This window comes from Streptomyces sp. LE64, from assembly GCF_052606915.1.
In genome coordinates this window covers 178,112-195,153 of record NZ_CP199708.1, presented here as the reverse complement: position 1 = coordinate 195,153, position 17,042 = coordinate 178,112, and the positions used below count along the sequence as shown (strand labels likewise).

Below are 17,042 nucleotides of genomic sequence, written 5' to 3'. Positions count from 1 at the left end.
CCGCCCGACACCTCCGCGCACCGGAGGGCATGATCGGGGGATGGTGATCGACGGAAGTCCGGTGTACGAGGAGCCCTTCGGCTGGGACCGCCGCACGGCGGTGCTGGTGATCGGCTGCGTGCTCTTCAGTCTGGGCCTCCTCCTCCCCGGACTCACCGCGCTCGTGCGGTGGACCGGCCTCCTCTGCTTCACGCTCCCGGCCGTGCTCCTGACCGTGATGGCCGGGTCCCGTCGAACGGCCTTCCGGGTCGACGCCGCCGGGGTGCTGCTCGGGGGACACCCCCTGCGGTACCGCACGACGACCCGCCGGGTGCCGTGGCGGGACGTGCGGGCCGTGGTGCTCTTCGACCACGCGGTGGGCCCGCGGACGGGTCGGGTGGGCCTCCTGCTCGGGTCGGACTCCACCCCCGCGACGGGGCCCGTGGGGCGGGCGGTCATCGGTTCCCTGGTGTCCGGTGCCTCCGCCGATGTCGCCCTGGTGTCACGGCCGGTGCACCTGTGGCGCATCGACCCCGACCGGTTGCGGGGGGTGGTCCGGCTGGTGGCGCCCGGTGTCGAGGTGGTCGACCGCAGAGGCCGGCGCTGACCGTCCCCCCGGCACCCGGCGGGGCGTCCCGGACCCGTACGCGGTCCGCATGTGCACTCCGCACGACCTCGGGGGACACACAGTGGTGACAACGGCGACTGTTCCGCCCCGATGCCGCCGTGAAACGTTTCTTCCGTCCCTGCCGCCGGAGCCGCGAGGAGCGTGTGTGAACCCGGAGTACGCCGCGTACTGCCAAGCGGACCCCGACTTCTACGACGCCCCCCACCGCGGCGCCGAGAAGACCGCCACCGGGTCGGAGCTGTTCGCCGCCGCCCGTGGGGGAGCCCCCGGGGGATGGCGGAGCGAACGGCACGGGGACTGGCTCTCCTTCCACCCGCCCGGGGTGCACCTGCCCGCGCAGGGCTGGAAGATCCACGTCTCCGCCGCTGCCGACAACGCCGAACGCGTCCTCGAACGCGTCCTCGCGCTCTGCGTCGAACGCCGGCTCCCCCTGAAGTTCGTGCCCGGCCCGGGACTGCTGTTCCTGCGCAACGCCAAGTACGCGGACCGCGCCGGCAGCGGCAAGTTCATCACCGTCTACCCGCACTCCGAGGAACAGTTCCCCGCGGTGGCCACCGCACTGGCCCACCTCCTCGCCGGCGAACACGGCCCCTACGTCCTCAGCGACCTGCGCCTGGGCGCCGGCCCCGTCCACGTCCGCTACGGGGCCTTCGCCCGCAGGTTCTGCCTCGACGCCGAGGGGCGCCCGGTGCCCGCCGTCGCCGATCCCGACGGCGCCCTCGTCCCGGACCTCCGCGGACCCGCCTTCCGGCTCCCCCCGTGGGTGACGCCCCCGTCCTTCCTGGCCCCGCACCTCGAAGCACGCACCGCGTCCGGCGCACTGCCCTACACCGTGGAGGGGGCGCTGCACTTCTCCAACGGCGGCGGCGTGTACCGGGCCCGCGACCCCCGCACCGGCAGTCGGGTCGTCCTCAAGGAGGGCCGCCCGCACGCCGGACTCGCCGCGGACGGGGCCGACGCGGTGCAGCGCCTCGACCGGGAGCGCGCCGCCCTCGAACGACTCGCCGGCCTGGACTGCGTGCCCCGGGTGCTCGACTCCTTCGACGTCGACGGACACCGCTTCCTCGCCCTGGAACACCTCCCGGGCACCACCCTCAACACGGTCCTGGCCCGCCGCTTCCCCCTGGCGCACGCCGCGCCCACCGCCGCCGCACTGGCCGAACACGCCGCCTGGGCCCGCGAGATGCATGCCCGGGTCACCGATGCGGTGCACGCCGTGCACCGCCGCGGGCTGGTCGTCAACGACCTGCACCTGAGCAACGTCATGGTCTCCGAGGACGGCTCGCGGGTCGCCCTGATCGACTTCGAAACGGCCACGCCCGCCGCCGAACGGCAACGCCAGACCGTGGCGAACCCCTCCTTCGTCGCCCCGCCCGACCGGCGCGGCACCGACATCGACCACTACGCCCTCGCCTGCCTGCGGCTGTGCCTGCTGCTGCCGCTGACGGTGCTGCTCGGCATCGACCGCGCCAAGGCCCGGCACCTGGTCCAGGAGATCACCCGGCTGTACCCCGTCACCGAGGACGAACTCGCCCCCGCCCTCGCCGAGATCCTCCGGACCACCGGGGAACCCGCCCCCACCGGCCGGCCGACCCGCGAACCCGACCGGGAACCGGTGCCCGACCCGGCCGACTGGCCGCGCAGCCGCGACTCGATGGTCCGCGCCCTCGCCGCCTCCTGCACCCCCGAGCGCGAGGACCGCAGCCACCCCGGTGACATCGCCCAGTTCCACTCCCCGGCCGGTGGCCAGAGCTTCGGCTACGGGGCCGCCGGGATCCTCTACGCCCTGCACGAAACCGGTGCCGAGCCCTGCCCCCGGACGACCGCCTGGCTCCTGGACCGGACGAAGGACCCCGCCTCCGGCACCCCCACCGGCTTCTACGACGGCCTCGCCGGCATCGCCTGGACCCTGAACCTGCTCGGCCACCGCGCCCAGGCCCTGGCCCTGGCCCGCCTGATCGTCCGCGAACCGCTCGACGGCCGTCCCAGCGACCTCCACAGCGGCCACGCCGGGCTCGCCCTCGCCCTCGACGAACTCGCCGGCGCCGCCGAAGGCGCGGAGGCCGCCGCCCTGCGCACCACGGCCGAACGCTGCACCGCCCACGCCGCCCGGGCCGTCCTCGACGGCGCGCCCACCCGACGCACCGGGCTGCTGCACGGCGCCACCGGGCTGGCCCTGCTCTTCGTGCGCCGCTACGAAGCCACCGGGGACCCCGCCCACCTCGACCTGGCCGCCACCGCACTGCGCCGGGACCTCGCCCGCTGCCGCACCGGCACCGACGACGCCCTCCTCGTCCTGGACGGCAAGCGCACCCTGCCCTACCTCGGCGGCGGCAGCGCCGGACTCGCCATGGTCCTCGACGACTACCTCGGCCACCGCGAGGACGGGGAACTGCGCGCCGCCCGCGCCCGCATCGAGCCGGGACTGCGGTCGTCCTTCTACATCCAGCCCGGCCTCCTGCGCGGCGCCGCAGGACTGCTGCTGCACCTGGCCCGCACCCCGTACGGCGACCCGGAGGAACGCCGTCGCACCCTGACCCGGCACGCCCGCCTCCTCGGCCTGCACGCCGTGCCCCACGCGGGCGGCCTGGCCTTCCCCGGCGAACAGATGCTGCGCCGCTCCATGGACCTGGCGACCGGCACCGCCGGCTGCCTGCTCGCCCTCGGCAGCGCCTTCGGGGGCCTCCCTGCCGCACTGCCCTTCCTCCCGCCGCTCACGCGGCCCACCGACCGGCCCCGGCCAGGGGTCGTACCCCAATGAGATCCATCCGTCCCCAGAAAGGATCACCACCATGGCACTTCTCGACCTCCAGGCCCTGGACACCCCCGAAGAGGAGTTCGAGGGCCCGGCCTCGGGCAGCCAGGTGAGCCTGCTCGTCTGCGAGTACAGCTCCCTGAGCGTCGTCCTCTGCACCCCGTGACACCCGGTCCGGGAGACCGCTCGATGAGCCGCCGCACCGGCCCGCCCGGCCCGGCGCCGCATCACTCCCGGCCGTGAACCACGGGTCCGGGCCCCCGGGCCCGGGACCGGACCGGTGCCTCCGTCCGGCAGCGCGCCCCGCTGCCGGACGGAGGCGCCCCCATCGGGAGCCCCCGCCGTCGAAAGGAGCCCGGTGCCCGGCCGATCCGCTCCCCGCTCCGACCGACCGCTCCCCGCCCCCGCCACGGCGCCGCTCGCCGTGGTCCTGCTCTGCTCGGTGGGCGCCGCCCTGGCCGCGCTCGCCCTGCCCGCCGTCCTCGGGCACACCCTCGACACCCTGCTCGCCGACCGCCGGGTGCCCTGGCCCGCCCTCCTCGGGGCGGCCGCCCTCGCCGTGGCGGAGACCGTCCTCGACGCGACGGTCGCCGTGGTGGGCGGCACCGCCACCGCCCGGTACACGGCCCGGCTGCGCACCGACACCCTGCACCGGGTGCTGCACACCGCCCCGCACCGGGCCCGTGCCTTCCCGGCCGGGGACCTCACCACCCGGCTCACCGCCAACGCCGCCGAGGCCGCCGCGGTCCCGGTGGCCCTCGCCACCGCGGCCGGCACGGTGTTGCTCCCGCTCGGCGGAATCCTGTGCCTGTTCCTCGTCGACCCGTGGACCGGGCTGGCCCTGCTCGTCGGGGTGCCGCTGTTCGCCCTCGTCCTGCGCGCCCTCGTCCGGGACACCGCCCGCGCCGCCACCGACTACCAGCGGGAGCAGGCCGTCATCGCCACCCGGCTCACCGAGGCCGTCGACGGCATCGACACCGTGCGGGCCGCCGGGACCGCCCACCACGAACGCGCCCGCGCCCTCGAACCCCTGGGCCGGCTCGCCGCGCACGGCCACCGCACCTGGCGCGTCCAGGGCCGCGCCGCCGCCGCGTCCGCCGCGCTGCTGCCGCTGCTCACCCTGCTGGTGCTCGCCGTGGCCGGGGTGCGGCTGTCCCGGGGCGCGCTCACCGCCGGGGAGGTGCTCGCCGTCGCCCGCTACGCCGTGCTGGCGGTCGGACTCGGCGCGCTCACCGGGGCGCTGGCCGCCGTGTCCCGGGGGCGGGCCGCCGCCGCCCGTCTCGCCCCCCTGCGCCGACTGCCCGCCCGTACCCACCGCGGTCTGACCCCGCCGCCCGGCGGACCGGGCGAACTGCGGATGCGGAACGTGTGCGTCCGGAGCGAGGACGGCGCCCCCCTCCTCGACCACGTCGACCTCACCGTGCCCGGCGGCACCACGGTCGCCGTCGTCGGCCCCTCCGGTGCCGGCAAGTCCCTGCTGGCCGCCGTCGCCGGCCGGCTGCGCGACCCCGACCACGGCACCGTCACCCTCGACGGGGTCCCCCTCGACGGCATCGACCCGTCCGCCCTGCGCACCGAGGTCACCTTCGCCTTCGCGAGGCCCGCCCTGCTCGGACCGACCGTCTCCGACGCCATCGCCTTCGGAGCCGGCCCCGCGCCGGGCCCCCGGGAGATCAGCGATGCCGCCCGGGCCGCCGCGGCCGACGACTTCATCACCCTCCTCCCGCAGGGCTACCACACCCCCCTCGACCGCGCCCCCCTCTCCGGCGGCGAACGCCAACGCCTCGGACTGGCCCGGGCCTTCGCCCACCCCGGTCGGCTGCTGATCCTGGACGACGCCACCTCCAGCCTGGACACCGCCACCGAGCGCCTCGTCCAACGGGCACTCGCCCGCGGCCGGCACCACGGCACCCGGATCGTGGTGGCCCACCGGGTCTCCTCGGCCGCCGCCGCGGACAGCGTGGTCTGGCTGGAGGGCGGCCGGGTGCGCGCCCACGGCCGCCACCCGGACCTGTGGCACGACCCCGACTACCGGGCCGTCTTCCGCACCGTTCCCGCCACCGGGTCCGCCCGCCCGGGGGAACCCGAGCACCGCCGATGAGCGGCCGGGGCCCGTCCGGCGGCGACACCACCGGGGAGTTCGCCCGGGTGCGCCGTCAGGCACGGCCGTTCCTCCGCGCCCGGCGCCCGGCCGCCGGACGCCTGGCCGCCTGGTCCCTGCTGGAGTTCGGGCAGACCTTCCTCGGCGGCTACGCGGTCGCCCGGGCGCTCGACGACGGCTTCCTCGCCGCCGCCCCCACCACGGGACTCTGCTGGCTCCTCGTCGGCGCGCTCGCCGTCCTGCCCGCGGTGTTCGCCGCCCGCGGAGTCTTCGGCTCCCTCGCCGACCTGGTCGAGCCGCTGCGCGACGGACTCGTCCGACGCGCCGTGACCCACGGCCTCGCCGAGGCCCTCAGCGCACCCAGCGGCACGACCGCCACCAGGGCCGTCTCCCGGCTGACGCACCAGAGCGAGATCGCCCGCGACGGCTGGGCCGGACTCGTGCTGTCCCTGCGGTCGTTCGTGTTCACCGCGGTCGGCGCCCTCGCCGGCCTCGCCGTGCTCTCCCCCCGGCTCCTGCTCGTGGTGCTCCCGCCGATCCTGATCGGACTGGGGCTCTTCCTCGCCACCCTCACACCCATGGCGGCCCGCCAACGCGGCTACCTCGACACCGACGAGGCGTTCGCCGCGCACACCGGCACGACCGCCGCGTCGGTGACCGACATCGCGGCGGCCGGCGGTGCCGACTCCGTCCTCGCCACCGCCGCGCACCTCACCCGCCGACAGGCGGGGGCGGCCCGCTCCCTCGCCCGCTGGACCGCCGTGCGCATCGCCGCGCTGGGCGTGTGCGGGGCCCTCCCGCCCCTCCTCCTCCTGGCCGCCGGCCCCTGGCTGCTGCGCCACGGACTCACCACCGGCGGCCTGTTGGGAGCGTTCACCTACCTCACCCAGTCGCTGGCGCCGACCGTGCACGCGCTGCTCACCGCCGTCGGCACCGCGGGCGGACGCCTCGTCGTGGTCCTCGACCGCTTCAGCACCCCCGGTCGGCTACCGGCACCGCCGAGCCGTCACCCCGCCCACGGTCGCCCGCTGCCCACCGCCCGGGCCACCGCGCAACTGTGCTCCGTCACCTTCGCCTACGGCCCGGCCGCCCGCCCGGTCGTCGACCGGCTCGACCTCACCCTGCGCCCGGGGGAGCGGCTGGCCGTGGTCGGCCCCAGCGGCAGCGGCAAGTCGACGCTGGCCGCCCTCCTCACCGGCACCCTCGATCCCGTCGCCGGCGAGGTGCGCTGGCTCGGCCGCCCCGTCGCGGAGGCGGGCGGCCCCGAACCCACGGCCGTACGCACCCTGGTGCCGCAGCGGGGGTGGGTGTTCGGCGGCACGGTCCGGGACAACCTGCGCTACCTGCGCCCCGACGCCACCGACCGCGCACTGGACCGGGCGGTGGCCGACCTGGGCGCCGAAGGGCTCCTGGCCCGGCTGGGCGGACTGGACGCCACCCTCGACCCGGCCCGACTCTCCCGGGGGGAAGCCCAGTTGCTGGCATTGGTGCGGGCCCATCTGACACCGGCTCCGCTGCTGGTCCTGGACGAGGCCACCAGCCAACTGGACCCGGCGGCCGAGGCCCGGGCGGAGGAGGCCCTGGCCCGCCGCCCGGGCACCCTGGTCGTGGTCGCCCACCGCCTGGACTCCGCCGAGCGCGCCGACCGGGTCCTGGTGGTGGGCGGCGGAACGACCCTCTGCGGCACCCCGGGGGAGGCGTTCGCCCGTTCCCCCCTCTACCGGGAGCTGGCCGGACACTGGACGGCCACGGGCCCCGCCGACGGGTGAGGGCGTCGGGCGGGCTCACAACCAGCCGAACTCCCGGGACAGCCGTATCGCGTCCAGCCGGTTGCGCGCCCCGGTCTTGCGGATCGCCGCGGCGAGGTAGTTGCGCACCGTGCCGCTGGCCAGACAGAGCGACCGTGCGATGGAGGCCACCGACTCCCCGTCCGCGGCCAGCGAGAGGACGCGTAACTCCCTGGCCGAGAGCGGTACGTCGGTCGCCTGGAGGAGGCTGAAGGCCAGGGACTCGTCGATGTGCCGGCCGCCGGCCGCCACCTTGTGCACCACCTCGCAGAGGTGGTCGACCGGACCGCACTTGTCGATGTAGCCGGTCGCACCCGCCTCGTACGCCCGGCGCAGGTCACCGGTGCGGTTGCGCTGGGCGAGGACGGCCAGGGCGATCACCGCCCCGCCCCGACCGGAGGGGGCGCGCAGGGTTTCCACCACTCTGAGGACCTCCCGGGAATCCGGACAGTCCAGATCCGTCACCAGGATGTCCTGCGCCGATTCCTCCAGGGCCGTGGCCACTCCGGCCGGCTCCTCGGCCCGGACGTGCAGTCCGTCGTCCTTGCCGAGCAGGGAAACCAAGGAGGCACGCCACAGGGAGACCGCGTGCACCAGCAGAACCTTCGTCATGAGCTGCTCCTCAACGCCAATTCCCGTCGAACACCGCGGCAGCGTGGCCGCGCTCTTGGATCAACCGCATCCAGCACATCAGCGGCGTACACCGGACATTCCCCGTTCGTGGTGAGCGGGCGGACGACTGGATGCACAAGGGCGCGAACAAAGGGCGTGCTCTGCTATGTGTGCGCCCCTACGGCCCATCGCCTGCCCCACCTGCCGGGGGGTGCGCCCCGGGCGGGCGTATTTGGCGCGAACTCGTCATCGGGAGCGCGTGCTCGGTGCGCTCGTCGTGCGTCGAGGGGGGGCGGTTCGGAGGGTGCGCCCGGGCGGTGCCGGCCCGTGCGGCGCCGGGGTGCAGCCCGGTACCGCGCCAACTCTCGGATACGATCGAGGAGATGATCATCGACACACCCCTTCCGGGGCGGGTGCGGGGGTGTCGCCCGCCCTACGTGCTCCGGTGCCTCGCCGCGTCCACCGCCCTCGTCGCCCTGACCGTCAACGTCCCGCCCGCCGCCGCGCAACCGGTGCTCGACAGCGGTGCCCCCGGCGGGGGCGAGGTCCTCGGCACGCCTCCGGACCGGGTGACCCTGACCTTCACCACCCCCCTGAGTCGGGAGTACGCCCAACTCGCCGTCTCCACCCGGCAGGGCGGCACCCTGGCCACCAGCACCCCGCACGTGCACGGCCGGCGGGTGACGGTGGCCCTGGTGGGCGAGGCCCCGGCCGGGCGCTACCGGGTCGGCTACCGTGTGTTGACCGTCGACGGCCGTCCGGTCTCGGGTTCCTACGCCTTCACCGTGCGCGCCGCCCGCCCCGGTCCCGGGGCCACCACGCCCGGCGGCCCGGCGACCCGGGCGGTGCGGGCGTCCGTGCGGGTCGAGGCGCGGAGCGGGGGGCCCGGCCCCGCCCACCACGTCTCCCTGGCGGTCGCGGGCGCGGGGCTGGTGGCCGGGGCGGCGATGGTCGCCCGGGCGGTGCTGCGACGCAGGCCCCGGACGTCCGGCCCGCCGCTGCGCTGAGCGCGAGCCGCGGCCCGGGCTGTCCGACAACAGCCGGCCGACGAGGCCCCGTTGACCTCTCCTCACCCGCCTGCCAGCGTCGCACCGAGCGCGGAGCGCCGCCGTGGCGTTCCGCTCCCGGGAGGAGACTCGATGAGGACACGCAGGTCCGGGTGGATTCCGGCGGTGGCGATGCTCGCCTCCGTCGCGACCCTCGCCGTCGGCGCGCTGGGTTCCGCGGCGCAGGCCGTCGACTCCCGCACTGTGGGGGCCACCGATCCCCGCGCGGTCGTGGTCGTCCAGCAGAGCGATCCGACGCCGGAGGAACAGCAGCGGCTGCGCGAGATAGCGGGCGCCATCTGGACGCCCCACCTGGCGGCGGGGTGGAACATGAACGCCGAGGTCGCGGGCGTGCTCTCGCAGGCGACCGAGCGCATCCTCGCCTGTTCCGAGGCGTTCGCCCTGGTGCCGAGGCCGCCGGGGTTCATTCCGGGGCTCGGCTACCTGGTGCAGTACTGGAAGAACCTCCGGGACTACTTCCTGGTCGTCAAGGACAACCGCACCTACCGCGCCTGCGTCGTGTCGACGGCCGCGTACTACCGGTCCATCATCGAGATGGCCTCCGCCGGCATCTGACCGTGCGCCCCGGCCCCGGTGCCCGAACGCCGCCGGGGCCGACCCGCCCGGGACGGGGGCTACTTGACGGCGACGATCATCGATTCGGGCCCGGACAGGGGGTGCACGCTGCTGCGGGCGAAGCCGGTGGCGGTCAGCCACTGCTGACACTCCGGGCCGGTGTACTCGAAGCCGCCCGGGGTCTCCAGCAGCATGGTCAGGCTCATCAGCAGTCCGCTGACGTTCTCCCGCCGTTCGTCGTCGAGCAGGGACTCGTAGACGATGAGGCTGCCCCCCTCCGGCAGCGCCTCGTACGCCTTGTCCAGCAGGGTGCGGGCCCGCGAACGGGAGAACCCGCTGATGATGTGACCCATGATCAGCACGTCCGCCGGGGGCAGGGGGTCGGCGAAGAAGTCACCGGCCCGGAAGGCGAGCCGTCCGGCCAGCCCCGACCCGTCGAGCCGGCGCTGGAAGCAGGGACCCACCGCGGGCAGGTCGAAGCCGGTGCCGTGCAGATGCGGATGGCGGTGCAGCAGATGGGTGAGCACCGCGCCCTCCGCGCATCCGACGTCGGCCACCGTGCGGTACCCCGACCAGTCGAAGGCTTCGGCGAGGGCGTGCGCGGAGCCCATGGACAGCCCGGTCATGGCCTCCTGGAAGACCGTCAGCCGTTCGGGGTCCGCGTAGAGGTCGGCGTACATGCCGTCGTCGTCCTCGGCGCTCCCGTTCTGGGGCGCTCCGGTGCGCAGCGCCGTTTCGAGGTCCGCCCACAGTCCGTACATCCGACGGTCGTTCATCTCCAGGAATCCCCCCGCGAAGGCGGGTCTGCCGCGGACCAGGTAGTAGTCGGCGGCCGGGGTGTTGCGGTAGCCCTCCGGACCGCGGTCCAGGGCGCCGAGCGCGACCAGGGCGTCGAAGAAGTCCCGTGCAGACCGCGGGTGCAGGCCCAGCCGGTCCCGCAACGCCTCGCCGTCCAGCGGTCCTGCGCGCAGTTCGGTGAAGAGGTCGATGCGGGCGGCGACGAGCAACACCTTGGAGGCCATGAACCCGGAGGCGAGTTCCATGAGGTGGTCGATCGGAGGGGCGTCCGCGGGATCGGCCGGGGCGTGGGGCACGGGTGACTCCTCGTGAGGGGTGTGGTGTGTGCCACATCGGTGCACACGCCCTTGCCTACCCGGTCGCCGGTCGGGCCAGGCGCACCGGACGGCCGTCCCTGGTGCATTCGGGGAGCTCGCGCGCCCGGGGGCGGGCCGTGGGCGCCGATCGCGGCTGCGCCCGGCGGGTGCCCGCGTGCGCGGGGGGCGTCCCGAGGGGGTGACGTCGTCGCTGCTCACGAGGGGCAACGGGTTTGACTTTACTGTGCCTTTACGATTGTCTGCGGATCTCACGATCACGACCCCGGGGGTTCCACCATGCGTCGCTCCATCCGCTCCACGGCCCTGGCCGCCGTCACCGTCGCCGGCCTGACGTTCGGGCTCACCGCCTGTTCGGAGGCGACGGAAGCGGTCAAGGACAAGGCGGTCGAAGAGGTCGACAAGAAGGTGAACGAGGAGTACGAGGTCACCTACGAGATCACCGGCGAGAGCGTCGACTCCATCACCTACGCCTCCGGCGGCGGCACCGCGACCGAGCCGAAGCTGACCACCGAGGACAAGCCCACCCTGCCGTGGAAGAAGACCGTCACCCTGCGCGGGATCATGCCCCCCTCGGTGGTGCCGGTGGCCGTCGACGCCGGTGCGGCCAGCGTCAGCTGCAAGATCGTCTACAAGGGCAAGACCATCGCGGAGGAGTCCGGCGAGGGCGTGGCCACCGCCACCGGCTGCACCGCGGTCTCGCCCATCGTCTGACCCGCACCCGTCGTCACCGGGTCGGACGCCGCCCGCGGGCGGCGTCCGGCGCCGGGCCAGGGCCCGGCGTGGCGCATGCCACGTCCCCCCGTACAACCCTTTGCGGGGGTCAACGGTCTAGCAGATGATCACGCTGACTAGGAGACCGTCATCACCGCCATACGCAAAACCCTCACCGCCACCGCCGTCGTCACCCTCGTGCTCACCGGGTCCGCCGCCTGCGGCACGATGGAGAACCTGTCGGCGGCGCAGAAGCTCGACCGGGCCTTCGACGAGTTGGGCAAGGAGAAGAGCCTCTCCTTCGAGCTCGGGCTGGACACCGACGCCGCCTCGCTGCGGGCCCTGGACGCGGACGCCGCGCCCGGCGAGAAGATCCCCGACGAGGCCGTCGACGCGCTGACCAGCGGTCGCATCACGGTCTCCCTGGCGTCGAAGAAGCCCTTCGCCGAATCCAAGGAGAAGGACTTCACCGGCCAGGCCGTGAAGATCAGCACCGCGGACGGCGACCTGATCGAGTTCCGGACGGTCGGCGACCACGCCTACGGTCGGGTCGACGTCGAGGCGATCTCCGCCCTGGCCGGCACCCCCGCGCCGTCCCTGGACGAGCTGACCGGCGGCGGCGAGGTGCCCCCCGAGCTCAAGCCGATGGAGAAGCTCTTCAAGGGCGAGTGGGTCAAGGTCTCCACCAAGGAACTGGAGGAGATCGGCCAGGAGGCGCCCGTTCCCGGCGGCGCCGGCATGCCGGACTTCAGCGCCGCGACGCAGAAGAAGCTCGTCACGGCGGTGCGCAACGTCCTCACCGACCAGGTCGAATTCGAGACCACGAAGGAGGACGGGGACACCGAGCGCATCACCGCCACCGCCTCCCTCCGCGACCTCGCCACCGCGCTGGTCGACGAGGTGCGCCCGTTCTTCAAGGACCTGAAGCTCCCCGCGGACGCCAAGCTCCCCACGGCCAAGGAGCTCAAGGAGGTCCCCGCGAAGAAGGGTTCCGCCGAGTTCACCCTGAAGAACGGCGACCTGTCCGAGCTGTCCTTCGACCTCACCCAGCTCGACAAGAAGCTCAAGGGCAAGAAGCTGGGCATCGCGCTGCGCGTGGTCGACGGGGAGGCCCCGACGGCCCCCGCCAACGCCACCGAGCTGAAGCTGGACGGCCTGATGGGCGGCGGCTTCGGGCCCGGAGAGGCGCCGACCGAGATGAGCTGATCGGCGCCCGCCGTTCCCGCTCCGCCGCGGGCCCGCACCGGAGGCTTCCGCCTCGGTGCGGGCCCGCGGGCGTTCGCACGGCCCGGTGACGCGCGCACGGGGGTTCGGGCGCGCCTGCGGTCGGTGGGACGGGGGGTGGGACATGGTGTCCCCGAACCGGGAACCCGGTCCCCCGCTCCCCAGGAGGCCCCCCCATGCGCCGTGTCGCGCTCCTCGTCGCCGCTGCCGCGCTCACCACCGGCCCGGCCGTCGCGTCTGCCCCCGCGTCCGCCGCGCCCGCGGCCCTCCGCCACTTCTCCGGCTCCCACTGTCCCCCGGACAGCCTCTGCCTGTACCGCGACCACCACTTCGGCGGCGGTGGCGTCGCCGTCCGGGCGGGGGACTACATCGGCTTCCTCGGCGACTACGGCGTCAACGACCAGATGTCCTCCTGGTCCAACGACACCGGCACCATCTGCACCTGGTGGTCGGACGCCCACCAGGGCGGCGCCGCCCACTCGATGTACAGCGCCTACCGGGTCAACGTCCTGCCGAGCGAGAACGACACCGCCTCCTCCGTCCGCTGCTGAGTCACGCCTCCTGCGGTCGGGCGGGTTCCGCTCCGGCGGCGGGCTCCCCGTGGGGCGACTGGTACCGGAAGTGGTGCTCGTACAGCCGACGGTAGGCGCCGTCGCGGGCCAACAGGGCGGTGTGGTCGCCCTCCTCGACGATCCGACCGTCCTCGACGACCAGGACGCGGTCCGCCCGGCGGACCGTGGGCAACCGGTGCGCGACCACCAGGGCCGTCCGGGTGGCGGCGAGGGCGTCCAAGCCCTCCTGGAGCTGTGCCTCGGTCAGGGGGTCCACGCTGGCCGTGGCCTCGTCGAGGATCAGCACCGATGCGTCCTGGAGGAACACCCGTGCCAGCGCCACCAGTTGGCGTTGACCGGTCGAGAGGTTGCCGCCGCCCTCGTCGGTGGGGGTGTCGAGCCCCCGGGGGAGCCGCGCCAGCCAGTCGCCCCCCGCCACCGCCCGGGCGGCGGCGGCGACCTCGTCCGGCCCCGCCCCCGGCCTGCCGCGGGCGATGTTCTCGGCGACGGTGCCGGAGAACAGGAACGGGTTCTGGGGGACGATGCCCAGCCGGCGCCGGTACTCCTCGACGTCGAGGGTGCGCACGTCTTGGCCGTCCACCGTGAGCTCCCCGTGCGAGAACTCGTACGACCGGGCGACCAACCGGACCAGGCTGGACTTCCCGGCCCCGGTCCGGCCGACCAGTGCCACCGTCTCCCCGGCCCGAACCGTCAGGTCGACGCCCCGGAGCACCGGACGGTCGCGGCCGTAGCCGAAGTGGACGTCGCGCAGCACGATGTCGCCGCGCAGCCGGGGCACCGACTGCCGGGCGTCCTGTCGTAGCGAGGGTGCCCGGTCGATCAGCGCGAACACCCGTTCGCCCGCGGCCAGTCCTTGCTGGAGTTGGCTCCAGAAGGACGCGATGCCGCTGAGCGGTGACCAGAACAGCGCCAGCGCTTCCAGGAACAGCACCCACTCGCCCGGGGAGAGGCGGCCCTCGGAGACGAGCCGCCCGCCGAGCAGCACCACGGCCACCGTACCCAGCCCGGTGAGCGTGATGAGCAGCGGGAAGACGCCGCTGAACATGCGGTTGAGGCGGACGCTCGCGGCGAACCAGCGTTCGTCGGCCGCGTGCAGTTCCGCCTGGGCGGCCTGCTGGCGCCGGTGGCTCCGGATCACCGCGATGCCCCGCAGGGTCTCCTGCACATGGCCGTTGACGTCGGCCAGGGCCCGCTGCTGATGCCGGGAGGCCTCCCGGGCGGCCCGCCGGAAGCCGAGGCTCACCAGGACGATCACCGCGGCCACCAGGACGGTGACCAGGGCGAGCACCACGTCGATCAGGAACAGCGCGGTCAGCAGGAGCAGGACCATCAGCACCTGACCGAGCAGCGAGAGCACCAGAGCGGTCAGGGCGGCGAAGGCCTGGGTGTCCTGGGTGACGCGGCTGACCACCGTGCCGCTGGGGCGGGTGTCGTGGAAGGCCAGGTCCTGGCGCACCGCGGCGTCGAACACGCGCTCGCGCAGTCGCAGGACCACGTCGCCGACCACCGCGGCGGTCCGCCGCTCCTGGAGGAGCGTGCACGCCCAGGACGCCGTCCCGAAGACCAGGACGGCCGCCACCCACAGCGCCCAGCGGCGGTCGCCCTCGGCTGCCAGCACCGAGTCCACGGTGCGTGCCAACAGGACGGGCACCGCGCTGCCGGTGACCGATGCGGCCACCACCGCCAGGGTCACCCACACCACCGAGGTCCCCTCGCCGCGGAAGTACGGGGTGATGCGTCGGACGAGTTCCCGGTCGCCGTAGCGGCGGTCGGTCCCGTCGCCGGGGGCGTCCACGGGGTCCGCGAGGTCGTCGATGCCGTCGAGCAACTGTGCCATCAGGGGGTCTCCTCCTCCGTGCGCGGGGCCGGCGGGCCGGGGGGTGCCGCACCGCGGCGGGGGCGCGGATGCCGGTGGTCGGGGTCGAGGTGGGCGGCGAAGATCCGGCGGTAGAGCGGGCAGTCGCGCAGGAGTGCGTCATGGGTGCCCTGGCCGACGAGACGTCCCGCATCGAGGACGAGGACGTGGTCGGCGCTGCGGATGCGGGCCAGCCGCGAGGTGACGAGGAAGGTGGTGCGCCCTGCCGAGGTGCGGCCGAGGGCGCGGTGGAGCTCGTGTTCGGTGGCGCCGTCCAGGGCGCTGGTGGCGTCGTCCAGGACGAGGATCCGCGGATCGGACAGCAGGGCCCGTGCGAGGGCCAGGCGTTGGCGCTGGCCGCCGGAGAGGGCGACCCCGCGTTCGCCGATGACGGTGTCGTACCCGCGGTCGGTGCCCGTGACGAAGTCGTGGGCGAGTGCGGTGCGGGCGGCGGCTTCCATCCGGGTCCGGCCGGCCGGGGTGTCGGTGTCGGCGCCGAGGTTCTCGGCGATGGAGCGGGAGAAGAGGACCACGTCCTGCTCGACGAGGGAGATCTGGGAGCGGAGCGAGTCGGTGTCCCACGTGGTGGTGCTCACCCCGTCGATCAGCACCCGCCCCCGGTCCGGTGCGTGGGTGCGGTTGAGGAGGTGCAGCAGGGTGGACTTGCCGCTGCCGGTGGCGCCGACGACCGCCACCGTCGACCCGGCGGGCACCCGGAAGGACACGTCGTGCAGCACCGGACGGTCCGCGGCGTAGCCGAAGCCGACGTGCTCCATCGCGACCTCGCCGGTGATCGGCGCGGTGTGCCGGCCGCCCCGCTCGTCCTGGTCCTCGGGGTCGTCGACGACCTCCAGGATGCGCCGGGCGCCCGCTGCCCCGAGGTGGATCAGTCCCAGACTGAACGAGGCCAGCTGGGTGGGCGCCCGCAGGGTGGCCATCAGCCCGAGGACGGCGACGAGTTCGCCGGTGGTCAGGGAGCCCTCGCGCAGCAGGACCACGGAGTGCACCAGGGCGCCGGCGGTGGCGAGGGTGAGCAACAGGGGCGGCAGGGACAGCGCCTGGGCGCGGGCCCGGCGGACGGTCGCCGCGCGGTGGTCGGCCGCGCGGGCGACGAACCGGGCCCGCTCCCGGTCGACTCCTCCGGTCGACTCGACCACCTCGATGCCGGCGATGCTCTCGGTGGCCTGTGCGGTCATCGCCCCGAAGGACTCGCGGGTCAACTCGGAGACGGGTTCCAGCCGCCGACCGTGCTCGACCAGGGCCAGGACGAACAGCACCACGAACACCACGGGGGAGAGCAGGAGTCGGGGGTCGACCAGGGCGATGAAGACGATCGGCAGGAGGAGGTTGAGCGTGAGGTCCACGGCCATGTCGAACCCGGGGGACACCATCAGGTTGAGCGATTCGGCGTCACCGGTGGCGCGGGCGGACAGGTCCCCGATCCGCCGCCGGTCGAAGTAGCCCTGGCCCTTGCGGAGCAGGTTGGCGAAGACCTGGGCGCGGGCGCGGCGTTCCAACCCGCTGGCGAAGGACTCCAGCGCGTAGGTGGAGGCGATGCCGGCGATGCCGCGGACCAGGACGAGGGCCCACAGCACCCAGACGACCCGGTGCAGCGAGGCGAGTCCGCCGCCCTCGGGCGCCAGCACCGCGTCGAAGGCGAGTCCGATGGTCAGCGGGATCGCCGCGGTGATGCCCTGCCACACCAGGCTGCCCCCCAGGTGCACCAGCAGGAAGCGGCGGAACGGCCTCGCCTGGGCGAGCAGCCAGCGGAGCGCACCGGCGCGCCCGCGTCCGGCGCGGGGGTGCGCGGCCCGGTCGGCGGGGTCCGGCACGCAGGCGCGGCCGGTCTCGGTGGTCATGGGTCTCCTTCGGTTCCGGTCCGGTGGGTGCTTTCGTGCGTGTCGTAGCGGATGAAAGGGTGGGCGGCGAATTCGGTGAGCGGTGCGTACGCGAATCAGCGGAATGCTCGACCGTGCGACCGCCGAGGTGCCGGTGGTTGGCGGAAAAAAGGAAGGGCGCGGATGGGAATTCCCGCCGGAGCGGGCGAGCGGATAGGTCCGACGGGTGGCGGGGAAAGGGTC

The 17,042-nt window shown here is 74.5% G+C and carries 14 protein-coding genes; 10 read left to right on the top strand and 4 right to left on the bottom strand.

Annotated elements, in window-relative coordinates:
- Nucleotides 1–40 precede the first annotated feature (40 nt).
- The 5 genes from ACSMX9_RS00730 to ACSMX9_RS00710 all read left to right on the top strand — a co-directional run bounded on the left by ACSMX9_RS00730 (nt 41) and on the right by ACSMX9_RS00710 (nt 7,232).
- Entirely contained in the window at nt 41–586 is a 546-nt protein-coding gene (locus tag ACSMX9_RS00730; RefSeq protein WP_445399040.1) for a hypothetical protein, read from the top strand.
- A 166-nt stretch (nt 587–752) separates the two neighbouring features.
- Nucleotides 753–3,368 carry a class III lanthionine synthetase LanKC gene (gene lanKC / locus ACSMX9_RS00725; RefSeq protein ID WP_445399038.1) on the top strand — a complete coding sequence of 872 codons (2,616 nt, stop codon included), beginning with the start codon at nt 753–755 and terminating at the stop codon, nt 3,366–3,368.
- 31 nt (nt 3,369–3,399) lie between these two features.
- Nucleotides 3,400–3,528, top strand: coding sequence for a SapB/AmfS family lanthipeptide (locus ACSMX9_RS00720; RefSeq protein ID WP_351249616.1), 129 nt, complete (start codon nt 3,400–3,402; stop codon nt 3,526–3,528).
- Between the two features lie 192 nt (nt 3,529–3,720).
- Nucleotides 3,721–5,463 carry an ABC transporter transmembrane domain-containing protein gene (locus tag ACSMX9_RS00715; RefSeq protein ID WP_445399036.1) on the top strand — a complete coding sequence of 581 codons (1,743 nt, stop codon included), beginning with the start codon at nt 3,721–3,723 and terminating at the stop codon, nt 5,461–5,463.
- Entirely contained in the window at nt 5,460–7,232 is a 1,773-nt protein-coding gene (locus ACSMX9_RS00710) for an ATP-binding cassette domain-containing protein (RefSeq protein WP_445399034.1), read from the top strand. The genes ACSMX9_RS00715 and ACSMX9_RS00710 overlap by 4 nt, the downstream gene beginning before the upstream one ends.
- 15 nt (nt 7,233–7,247) lie before the next feature.
- Here the strand turns inward: ACSMX9_RS00710 and ACSMX9_RS00705 are convergent, their stop codons facing one another.
- Nucleotides 7,248–7,862 (bottom strand): LuxR C-terminal-related transcriptional regulator, encoded by a 615-nt coding sequence (locus ACSMX9_RS00705; protein ID WP_445399033.1) that lies wholly within the window; start codon nt 7,860–7,862, stop codon nt 7,248–7,250.
- A gap of 383 nt (nt 7,863–8,245) precedes the next feature.
- On the opposite strand from ACSMX9_RS00705, the gene ACSMX9_RS00700 reads away from it, so the two are divergent.
- Nucleotides 8,246–8,869 (top strand): copper resistance CopC family protein, encoded by a 624-nt coding sequence (locus tag ACSMX9_RS00700; protein ID WP_445399031.1) that lies wholly within the window; start codon nt 8,246–8,248, stop codon nt 8,867–8,869.
- 132 nt (nt 8,870–9,001) lie between these two features.
- Nucleotides 9,002–9,484 carry a hypothetical protein gene (locus tag ACSMX9_RS00695; RefSeq protein WP_445399029.1) on the top strand — a complete coding sequence of 161 codons (483 nt, stop codon included), beginning with the start codon at nt 9,002–9,004 and terminating at the stop codon, nt 9,482–9,484.
- 59 nt (nt 9,485–9,543) lie between these two features.
- On the opposite strand, the gene ACSMX9_RS00690 is transcribed toward ACSMX9_RS00695, so the two are convergent.
- Entirely contained in the window at nt 9,544–10,578 is a 1,035-nt protein-coding gene (locus ACSMX9_RS00690) for a methyltransferase (protein ID WP_445399027.1), read from the bottom strand.
- A 297-nt stretch (nt 10,579–10,875) separates the two neighbouring features.
- Here ACSMX9_RS00690 and ACSMX9_RS00685 point away from each other — a divergent pair, with 297 nt between their 5' ends.
- The 3 genes from ACSMX9_RS00685 (at nt 10,876) to ACSMX9_RS00675 (ending at nt 13,085) form a co-directional block, all read left to right on the top strand.
- Nucleotides 10,876–11,310, top strand: coding sequence for an MmpS family transport accessory protein (locus ACSMX9_RS00685; RefSeq protein ID WP_351249650.1), 435 nt, complete (start codon nt 10,876–10,878; stop codon nt 11,308–11,310).
- A gap of 198 nt (nt 11,311–11,508) precedes the next feature.
- Entirely contained in the window at nt 11,509–12,516 is a 1,008-nt protein-coding gene (locus ACSMX9_RS00680; protein ID WP_445399025.1) for a hypothetical protein, read from the top strand.
- A gap of 194 nt (nt 12,517–12,710) precedes the next feature.
- Entirely contained in the window at nt 12,711–13,085 is a 375-nt protein-coding gene (locus ACSMX9_RS00675) for a peptidase inhibitor family I36 protein (protein ID WP_351249646.1), read from the top strand.
- Between the two features lies 1 nt (nt 13,086).
- Here the strand turns inward: ACSMX9_RS00675 and ACSMX9_RS00670 are convergent, their stop codons facing one another.
- Together ACSMX9_RS00670 and ACSMX9_RS00665 are read right to left on the bottom strand one after the other, a co-directional pair.
- A complete protein-coding gene (locus ACSMX9_RS00670; protein ID WP_445399023.1) occupies nt 13,087–14,943 on the bottom strand; it encodes an ABC transporter ATP-binding protein in 1,857 nt (618 codons plus the stop codon).
- The gene (locus tag ACSMX9_RS00665) at nt 14,943–16,820 is read right to left on the bottom strand and encodes an ABC transporter ATP-binding protein (protein ID WP_445399021.1); all 1,878 of its coding nucleotides are present in this window, start codon (nt 16,818–16,820) and stop codon (nt 14,943–14,945) included. The genes ACSMX9_RS00670 and ACSMX9_RS00665 overlap by 1 nt, the downstream gene beginning before the upstream one ends.
- Nucleotides 16,821–17,042: the final 222 nt, after the last annotated feature.

Coding starts and splice junctions, on each gene's coding strand:
- ACSMX9_RS00730 (WP_445399040.1), top strand. CDS start 41: ATGGTGATCGACGGAAGTCCGGTGTACGAGGAGCCCTTCGGCTGGGAC.
- ACSMX9_RS00720 (WP_351249616.1), top strand. CDS start 3,400: ATGGCACTTCTCGACCTCCAGGCCCTGGACACCCCCGAAGAGGAGTTC.
- ACSMX9_RS00710 (WP_445399034.1), top strand. CDS start 5,460: ATGAGCGGCCGGGGCCCGTCCGGCGGCGACACCACCGGGGAGTTCGCC.
- ACSMX9_RS00705 (WP_445399033.1), bottom strand. CDS start 7,862: ATGACGAAGGTTCTGCTGGTGCACGCGGTCTCCCTGTGGCGTGCCTCC.
- ACSMX9_RS00700 (WP_445399031.1), top strand. CDS start 8,246: ATGATCATCGACACACCCCTTCCGGGGCGGGTGCGGGGGTGTCGCCCG.
- ACSMX9_RS00695 (WP_445399029.1), top strand. CDS start 9,002: ATGAGGACACGCAGGTCCGGGTGGATTCCGGCGGTGGCGATGCTCGCC.
- ACSMX9_RS00685 (WP_351249650.1), top strand. CDS start 10,876: ATGCGTCGCTCCATCCGCTCCACGGCCCTGGCCGCCGTCACCGTCGCC.
- ACSMX9_RS00675 (WP_351249646.1), top strand. CDS start 12,711: ATGCGCCGTGTCGCGCTCCTCGTCGCCGCTGCCGCGCTCACCACCGGC.
- ACSMX9_RS00670 (WP_445399023.1), bottom strand. CDS start 14,943: ATGGCACAGTTGCTCGACGGCATCGACGACCTCGCGGACCCCGTGGAC.
- ACSMX9_RS00665 (WP_445399021.1), bottom strand. CDS start 16,820: ATGACCACCGAGACCGGCCGCGCCTGCGTGCCGGACCCCGCCGACCGG.